Source organism: Prevotella pallens ATCC 700821 (genome assembly GCF_000220255.1).
Classification (GTDB): domain Bacteria; phylum Bacteroidota; class Bacteroidia; order Bacteroidales; family Bacteroidaceae; genus Prevotella; species Prevotella pallens.
The window spans coordinates 1-1,425 of sequence record NZ_GL982523.1 but is presented as its reverse complement, the minus strand read 5'-3'; the positions used below and the strand labels follow the sequence as shown (position 1 = coordinate 1,425).

Annotated in this window: 2 protein-coding genes; both read right to left on the bottom strand. The window is 40.4% G+C overall.

Features of this window, described 5'->3' with window-relative positions:
• Positions 1-24: 24 nt before the first annotated feature.
• On the bottom strand, positions 25-1,008 hold the full coding sequence (locus tag HMPREF9144_RS12455) for an ISAon1 family transposase (protein ID WP_006046501.1): 984 nt from the start codon (positions 1,006-1,008) through the stop codon (positions 25-27).
• Positions 974-1,360, bottom strand: a complete 387-nt coding sequence (locus HMPREF9144_RS12450) for an ISAon1 family transposase N-terminal region protein (protein ID WP_040595969.1) — start codon at positions 1,358-1,360, stop codon at positions 974-976. The genes HMPREF9144_RS12455 and HMPREF9144_RS12450 overlap by 35 nt, the downstream gene beginning before the upstream one ends.
• Between the last annotated feature and the right edge of the window lie 65 nt (positions 1,361-1,425).

Below are 1,425 nucleotides of genomic sequence, written 5' to 3'. Positions count from 1 at the left end.
GGCTCAGTAGGAAAAAGGTGTGGATTATGCATATAGTTTTTTGATTCTAAACAAAAAGAAACTTTTGTCTCTGACTCCTCTCAGATTCGTTCTGAATAATTTTATTTTTGAGTTGAAAGATTCTGCTGCTGCATTTGATGCTCTATTGTTGTAAAAATTAAGGATATCATCATAATGCTCATAGAATGTAGCTGCAATAACATTGAAAGAATCAAACCCTGCCTCTTCCACCTTATTGTACCATTTAGCCATTGATAACCTTGCTGCATTTTTGATGGTATTCTTGGCAAAAATCATTCTTAAGGAATGACACAGACCATAGGCCGTCTGAAGCTTAGGATAAAGTTCGAAGAGTATCTTAGCTCTCTGTTTCTGTGAGTCTGTCCATTTCTCTGAAGACTTGAACAGAAGATATCTACTCCTGGCTAGCAGTTCCTTCTTCGTATCTCCATTCTCAAAGGTGCGAGGTTGATACTTCTTTCCTATAAGTTTGGCTTCCTCCATTTCATCATTTGCCTCCTGTATGGCTCTCCAACGATAGTCTATCCTCATCTGCTGTACAGCATCACAGGCAAGCTTTTGAACATGAAACCTATCAATGACTCTTTTGGCTTTAGGGAAGCTATGGCGTACTATCTTACGCATACTGTCTGACAAGTCTAGTGTTACCTCCTCGACCTTCTCACGCTTTTGTTCATCTATCCTATCGAGTGCCTCACATACCTTCTCAGACTTTGTTCCAGCAACCACTGCTACAAGGCAGCCCTTCTTGCCATGTCTGTCCCTATTAGTTACTATCGTATAAAGTTCTCCGTTGGAGAGAGCGGTCTCATCTATAGCAAGATGTGAACCAATATTATCAGGAAACAGAAGCCAATCTTCAGCGTGATCTAGCTGATCCCAATCCCTATAGCCGCTAAGCACCTCCTTATATTGTTTCTCAAACTGATGTCCATCGATATGATAAAATTCCTCAAGCGTACGGCAGGTCACTGGGGATGTCTCCATACGTTTCTTTTAAAAAAGCTCCGAACTCTTTGGAATAACGAGTACCGGAGGCTGTAATATCAATCTGTAAAGGAAGAGAGAAACTCTTGCCTGTACGCGTATCTAACCAACGACGACGGCGAAGAACAAGAATAACTTTATGGTCACGAATAGGGAAGTCGGTAACCTCAACAGCGTCCATAAAGCCTTTAGACTCAAAATGAAGGTCATCGGAAAGTTCTTTCTCCATCTTCTCATCAAGATGGATACGCAATAATGAAGGACTAGGCTCTATTTTAACTACAGAGAAGTATTTCAATACATCCTTAGGGAGAACCAACGATGCTAAATGATATAGATAAGTATCTTCCATAATGCAAAGGAAAGAAAAAGATAGCAAATAAAGAAATTTCCCCACCTTTTTCCTACTGAGCCCTG